The sequence below is a fragment of the Devosia sp. genome (assembly GCF_036406155.1).
In the GTDB taxonomy this organism is placed as follows: Bacteria; Pseudomonadota; Alphaproteobacteria; order Rhizobiales; family Devosiaceae; genus Devosia_A.
In genome coordinates, this window is record NZ_DASWVV010000066.1 from 1 (window position 1) to 6,099 (window position 6,099).

General features: G+C 69.6%; 7 protein-coding genes. 6 read left to right on the forward strand and 1 reads right to left on the reverse strand.

The annotated features are described in order from the left end of the window. Window positions 1-141 precede the first annotated feature (141 nt). The 4 genes from VGD93_RS04190 to VGD93_RS04205 are packed head-to-tail and all read left to right on the forward strand — an operon-like array spanning window position 142 to window position 2,514. On the forward strand, window positions 142-918 hold the full coding sequence (locus tag VGD93_RS04190) for a ComF family protein (RefSeq protein ID WP_395009488.1): 777 nt from the start codon (window positions 142-144) through the stop codon (window positions 916-918). 47 nt (window positions 919-965) lie between these two features. Further along, window positions 966-1,220 carry a glutaredoxin 3 gene (grxC, locus tag VGD93_RS04195; RefSeq protein WP_395009490.1) on the forward strand — a complete coding sequence of 85 codons (255 nt, stop codon included), beginning with the start codon at window positions 966-968 and terminating at the stop codon, window positions 1,218-1,220. A gap of 11 nt (window positions 1,221-1,231) precedes the next feature. Beyond that, window positions 1,232-2,092 carry a carbon-nitrogen hydrolase family protein gene (locus VGD93_RS04200; RefSeq protein ID WP_395009492.1) on the forward strand — a complete coding sequence of 287 codons (861 nt, stop codon included), beginning with the start codon at window positions 1,232-1,234 and terminating at the stop codon, window positions 2,090-2,092. Then, complete coding sequence (locus tag VGD93_RS04205) at window positions 2,089-2,514, forward strand: DUF1178 family protein (RefSeq protein ID WP_395009494.1); 426 nt, start codon at window positions 2,089-2,091, stop codon at window positions 2,512-2,514. Before VGD93_RS04200 ends, VGD93_RS04205 begins: the two co-directional genes overlap by 4 nt. Before the next feature lie 18 nt (window positions 2,515-2,532). Here the strand turns inward: VGD93_RS04205 and ubiG are convergent, their stop codons facing one another. After that, complete coding sequence (ubiG, locus tag VGD93_RS04210; protein ID WP_395009496.1) at window positions 2,533-3,270, reverse strand: bifunctional 2-polyprenyl-6-hydroxyphenol methylase/3-demethylubiquinol 3-O-methyltransferase UbiG; 738 nt, start codon at window positions 3,268-3,270, stop codon at window positions 2,533-2,535. A gap of 165 nt (window positions 3,271-3,435) precedes the next feature. Between ubiG and VGD93_RS04215 the strand changes: the two genes are divergently transcribed. After that, window positions 3,436-4,707: an aspartate kinase gene (locus tag VGD93_RS04215; protein ID WP_395009498.1), complete on the forward strand. Its 1,272-nt coding sequence runs from the start codon at window positions 3,436-3,438 to the stop codon at window positions 4,705-4,707. Window positions 4,708-4,777: 70 nt separating this feature from the next. Next, on the forward strand, window positions 4,778-6,099 hold a 1,322-nt coding region (locus tag VGD93_RS04220; RefSeq protein ID WP_395009500.1), incomplete at its 3' end, for a phosphoenolpyruvate-utilizing N-terminal domain-containing protein.

Sequence of the window (6,099 nt, forward strand, 5' to 3'; positions counted from 1 at the left end):
CCCGCGGTCGAAGGTGGGGGGCGCGCCTGCCGGCCCGGCTCCCGCCGGCCCGGCGGGCCGGCCCGGTCGCGGGGCACGAGCATCGAGGAGGTTCACCAAGGTCGGCTCCTGTGGCAAGCTCCGCCGGCGGGGGGCGGGGCCATGCGGGGCGTGGTAGCGTATGCCGGCATCGGGGGCAAGCTGCTGGGCCGGCTCGGCGCGGCCGTGCTCGACCAGGTCTATCCGCCCGTCTGCCTCAGTTGCGACGCGGCCGTCGCCCGCCCCGATACGCTGTGCGCCCGCTGCTTCGCACAACTGCGCGCCATCACGCCGCCGCTGTGTCCCCGCCTCGGGCTGCCGTTCGAGGTGGCGCTGGGCGAGGAGGCCCTGTCGGCCGAGGCGATCGCCGATCCGCCGCCCTTCGGCCGGGCCCGCTCGGCGGTGGTGTACAACGACATGGCAGGCCGCCTCGTCGGCCGGCTCAAATATGGCGATCGGCCTGAACTCGCACGCTTCTGCGCCCGGCTGATGGCCGGGGCGGGCCGCGAGCTGTGGGAGAACCGCCCGGTGCTGGTGCCGGTGCCACTGCATCGCTGGCGGCAGTTCGAGCGGCGCTACAACCAGTCGGCCGAACTGGCGCGGGCCCTTGCCCGCATCACCGGGCTGACCGCCGATCCCTTGCTGGTGAGCCGCCCCCGGTCGACACCCCGGCAGGTCGGCCTGTCCGGCGAGCAGCGGCGGCGCAACGTCCAGGGCGCGTTCCTTGCCCATCCCGAGGCGCTGGCCCGGCTCGCCGGCCGTGGTGTCGTCATCGTCGACGACGTCATGACCACCGGCGCCACGGTCAAGGCGGTGACCCGGGCGCTCTCCCGCGCGGGGGTGCGGCAAATAGACGTCATCTCCTTCGCCCGCGTGGTGGCGGGGCAGGGCTTGTCGTGATCCGGCCCGCTCCCATATGTGGGCCGATCGGTGTCAACGAGGAATTCATGCCCAAGGTCGAGATCTATACGACCCAGTGGTGCCCCTACTGCCACGCAGCCAAGGCGCTGCTGGACGGCAAGGGCGTGCCCTACGAGGAAGTCGACGCGCAGGACCCCGAAATCCGCGCGCGGATGGTGCAGCGCGCCCACGGGCGGCGCACCGTGCCGCAAATCTTCATTGGCGAGACGCATGTCGGCGGCTATGACGACATGGCGGCGCTGGAGCGCCGCGGCCAGCTCGATCGGCTCCTCGCCCGCTAAGGGAGACAGTCATGCGCGTCGCCGCAGTGCAGATGTGTTCGGGCACCAGCCCCGGCCCCAATCTGGCGGCCCTCGATGCGCTCGTGGGCGAGGCCGCATCGCAGGGCGCGCGCTACGTGCTCAGCCCCGAGGTGACGGTGGTCTTTGCCGAGAACCGCGAGGCGCTGCGGCCCGTGGCACGGCCGTGGGACGGCAATCCGGCGGTGGCCGAGGCGGCCGGCATCGCCCGCCGGCACGACGTTGCCCTGCACCTGGGTTCCCTCGCCGTCGCCCTGCCCGACGGGCGCTTCGCCAACCGCTCCGTGCTGTTCAGCCCGGACGGGGACATCGCCGCCACCTACGACAAGATCCATCTGTTCGATGCGACGCTGCCCGGCGTCCGGGCCTATCGCGAGAGCGACGCCTACCGCGCCGGCGAGCAGGCCGTGGTTTCGACTGCCCCGGGTTTCCGGCTCGGCTTGACGATCTGCTACGATCTGCGCTTTCCGGCGCTGCATCGTGCCCTCGCCGAGGCCGGGGCCGAGGTGCTGGCCGTCCCGGCGGCCTTCACCGTGCCGACCGGCGCCGCGCACTGGGAAATCCTGCTCAGGGCCCGCGCCATCGAGACCGGATGCTACGTCGTCGCCGCCGCGCAGGGCGGCATGCATGAGAACGGCCGCGCCACCTACGGGCACTCGATGATCATCGACCCATGGGGCGGCATCGTCGCCCGGATCGATGGCGACGAGACCGGCGTGATCGTCGCCGATATCGACCCTGCCGCGGTCGCCGAGGCCCGCCAGCGTGTGCCGGCGCTCGCCAATGCGCGTCCCTTCACGCTGGCCGTCGATGCCGCGGAGGGGCTCTCTGAAGGCGAGGGGAAGCCGTCATGATCCACTATACGCTGAGCTGCGAGAACGACCACCGGTTCGACGCCTGGTTCCGCAACGCGGCGGCCTACGAGGAGCAGAGCGGGCGCGGCGCCGTCACCTGCCCGGTCTGCGCCAGCACCAGCGTGGGCAAGGCGCTGATGGCGCCGGCGGTGACGCGTGCCCAGCCCGAGACCGTGGCGCTGTCCACCGGCCACCCGCAGCAGCGCCAGCTGCGTGCGGCGCTACAGGCGCTGCGCGAGAAGGTGCTGCGCGAGGCCGACTATGTCGGCGACAGGTTCGCCGAGGAGGCGCGTCGCATCCATTTCGACGAAACCGAGGCGCGCGGCATCTACGGCGAGGCGACGCGCGAGGAAGTGGTCGGCCTCATCGAGGATGGCGTCGACTTCATGCCTCTGCCGCAGGTGCCCGAGGAGCACAACTGATCGCCCACGGGGCCTGGGTCAGGCGGGCCGGGCCGCCAGCACCATGTAGTTGATGCCCAGATCGGGCGACGGCCGCCATTCGTCGGCGAGGGGATGATAGGCGACCCCGATCCGGTCGACGACCTTGAGCCCGTTGCGCTCGACCAGCGCGGCGATCTCGTCCGGGGTCAGGAACTTGGCATAGGAATGGGTGCCCTTGGGCAGCCAGCGCAGCACGTACTCGGCCCCGTAGATCGCAAAGGCCAGCGCGCGCAGCGTGCGGTTGATGGTGGCGGTGAACAGCAGGCCTCCCGGCGCCACCAGGTCGGCGCAGCTCTTCATGTAGAGCGGCACGTTGTCGACGTGCTCGACCACTTCCATGTTGAGCACGATGTCGTAGGTCTCGCCGGCGGCGGCCAGCGCCTCGGCCGTCGTCGCCCGGTAGTCGATGGCGAGGCCGGATTGTTCGGCGTGCAGCGCGGCGATGCGGACGTTGCGCTCGGAGGCATCCGCCCCCACGACCGTGGCGCCCAGCCGCGCCATGGGTTCGCACAGCAGCCCGCCGCCGCACCCGATGTCGAGGATCCGGAGGCCGGTCAGCGGCCGCAGGGCCCCGTCGTCGCGGCCGAAATGGCCGACTGCCTTGTCGCGCACATAGGCGATGCGAACCGGGTTGAATTTGTGGAGCGGCCTGAACTTGCCCTTGGGGTTCCACCACTCCTCGGCCATGGCCGAGAACCGGGCGACTTCCTCGTCATTGATGGTGCTGTCGGTCATGGCGCACTCCTTCGCCGCACAGGTGAGCGTTTGCGGCGGCGCTGTCAACAAAAGGCGACGCGGCGGAGAGTTGATCGCCGCGGCCATCTGTGGCATGTCCCGCGCCACATCCAACCCAGTCCGGCCGGGCGCCACCCGGCGGTGGCCTTCCCCGGGGGCGAAACCTTGGCCCGCATCGTTGTGAAGTTCGGCGGCACGTCCGTCGCCTCTGTCGAGCGCATCCGCCAGGCGGCCCGCCATGTCAAGCGCGAGGTCGAGGCCGGCAACCAGGTCGCCGTCGTGGTTTCGGCCATGGCCGGCAAGACCAATGAGCTCGTCGGCTGGGTGAACGAAGCCAGCAAGCTGCACGACGCCCGCGAGTACGACGCGGTGGTCGCCTCCGGCGAACAGGTCACGGCCGGGCTGATGGCCATCGTCCTCGGCGAAATGGGCGTGCCGTCGCGCTCCTTCCAGGGCTGGCAGGTGCCGATCCGCACCGATGACGCCCACGGGGCGGCGCGCATCGAGGAGATCGACCCCACCGAACTGGAGAAGCGCTTCGCCGACGGCGTCGTGCCCGTGATCACCGGTTTCCAGGGCATCTCCCCCAGCGGCCGCATCACCACGCTGGGGCGCGGCGGCTCCGACACCAGCGCCGTCGCGGTAGCGGCGGCGGTCAAGGCGGACCGCTGCGACATCTATACCGACGTCGATGGCGTCTACACCACCGACCCGCGCATCACGCCGAAGGCGAGGCGCATGTCGAGGGTTTCGTTCGAGGAGATGCTGGAGATGGCCTCGCTCGGGGCCAAGGTGCTGATGATCCGTGCCGTCGAAATGGCGATGGCGCACGGGGTGCGCGTCACCGTCCGCTCCAGCTTCGACGAACCCGACGCCCCGCAGATAGCACCGGACGGCACGCCGGGCGTTCCGGGCACCATCGTATGCAATGAGGACGAGATCATGGAAAAGCAGATCGTTGCGGGCGTCACCCTGGCGCGGGCCGAATCCAAGATCACGCTGCGCGACGTCAAGGACCGGCCCGGTGTCGCCGCCGCCATCTTCGGCACGCTCGCCGACGAATCCATCGTCGTCGACATGATCGTGCAGAACGTCTCCGAGGACGGCTCCACCACCGACATCACCTTCACCGTGGGCGACGCCGAGCACGACAAGGCCGTCAAGGCGCTGCAGGCGGCCAGCGCGGCCGGGCGCTTCGAATACCGCACCCTTACCGGTTCCAAGGGTGGCGCCAAAGTCTCGGTGGTGGGCGTGGGCATGCGCAACCATGCCGGCGTTGCCGCCTCGATGTTCAAGGCGCTGGCCGACAAGGGCATCAATATCCAGCTCATCACCACCTCGGAAATCAAGACGTCGGTGCTGATCGACGACGAATATGCGGAGCTTGCGGTGCGTGCCCTGCATACGTATTACGGGTTGGACAAACAGGACGCCTGAGCGCACGGCGCGACATTTTCTCGCTGGCGCGCGGGCTTGGGGAGGCGGCGCGGGGCCGCTGAACGACACCATGGCCACAGCGATCAGCGGTCCGCGCGTGCTCCTGCGGCAATTGCGCGAAACCATGGCGGAGCCCTTGGCTTCGCAGGAGCGGCTCGACAAGATCGTCGATCTGATCGCCGACAACATGCGCGCCGACGTGTGCTCGTTCTACGTGCTGCGTGACGACAGCGCGCTGGAGCTGTTCGCCACGCACGGCCTCAAGCCCGAATCCGTGCACATGACGACGCTGCGGCTGGGGGAGGGCCTCGTCGGCCTGATCGCGGCGGAGGCCGAGCCGCTCAACCTCGAGAACGCGCCGGCGCATCCGGGCTTCGCCTACCGCCCGGAAACGGGGGAAGACCCGTTCAATGCCTTTCTTGGCGTGCCTGTCCTGCGCGCCGGACAGACGCTCGGCGTGCTGGTGGTGCAGAATCGCAACCACCGCGTCTTCGGCGAGGACGAGATCGAGGCGATGCTGACCACGGCGACGATCCTCGCCGAAATGGTCGCCACCTCCGATTTCGACGGCCTCATCAAGCCGGGCCAGGACATCGACCTGCGGCGGCCGCGCAGTTTCAACGGCACCGGCTTCACCGAGGGCATCGCCCTCGGCCAGGTGGTGCTGCACGACCCGCGCGTCGTCGTCGAGAACTTCATCGCCGAGGATACCGAGCAGGAACTGCGCCGGCTGGCGGCCGCGCTCGATACCATGCGGGTGTCGATCGACGACATGCTCAGCCACGGCGACATGCAGAGCTTTTCGGATCATCGCGAGATTCTCGAAAGCTACAGGATGTTCGCCCATGACCGCGGCTGGGTCGACCGGATGACCGAGGCCATCGAGAACGGGCTGACGGCCGAAGCCGCGGTGGAGCGGGTGCAGAACGACACCCGCGCCCGCATGATGCGGTCCACCGACCCCTACATCAAGGAACGGCTGCACGATCTCGACGATCTGGCCAATCGGCTGCTGCGCATCCTGACCGGTAACGGTCACGCCATGGGCATGAAGGAACTGCCGGCCAATGCCATTCTGGTAGCGCGCAACATGGGGCCGGCGGAGCTGCTCGAATACGACCGCTCGCGCCTGCGCGGCATCGTGCTCGAAGAGGGCGGCCCGACCGCGCATGTCGCCATCATCGCCCGTTCGCTGGGGCTGGTGGCGGTCGGACAGGCCGAGAACGTCGTCGCCATGAGCGAGGAGGGCGACGACATCATCGTCGACGGCCCGGCGGGGACGGTGCATCTGCGGCCGACCCCCGACGTCGAGCAGACCTATGTCGACAAGGTGCGGCTCAGCGCCAAGCGCCAGGCCCACTATCTCGAGCTGCGCGACCGGCCGTCGGTGAC

Excerpts from the sequence above, each read along its gene's own strand:
- VGD93_RS04190 (WP_395009488.1), top strand. The coding sequence starts at position 142 with ATGCGGGGCGTGGTAGCGTATGCCGGCATCGGGGGCAAGCTGCTGGGC.
- grxC (WP_395009490.1), top strand. The coding sequence starts at position 966 with ATGCCCAAGGTCGAGATCTATACGACCCAGTGGTGCCCCTACTGCCAC.
- VGD93_RS04200 (WP_395009492.1), top strand. The coding sequence starts at position 1,232 with ATGCGCGTCGCCGCAGTGCAGATGTGTTCGGGCACCAGCCCCGGCCCC.
- VGD93_RS04205 (WP_395009494.1), top strand. The coding sequence starts at position 2,089 with ATGATCCACTATACGCTGAGCTGCGAGAACGACCACCGGTTCGACGCC.
- ubiG (WP_395009496.1), bottom strand. The coding sequence starts at position 3,270 with ATGACCGACAGCACCATCAATGACGAGGAAGTCGCCCGGTTCTCGGCC.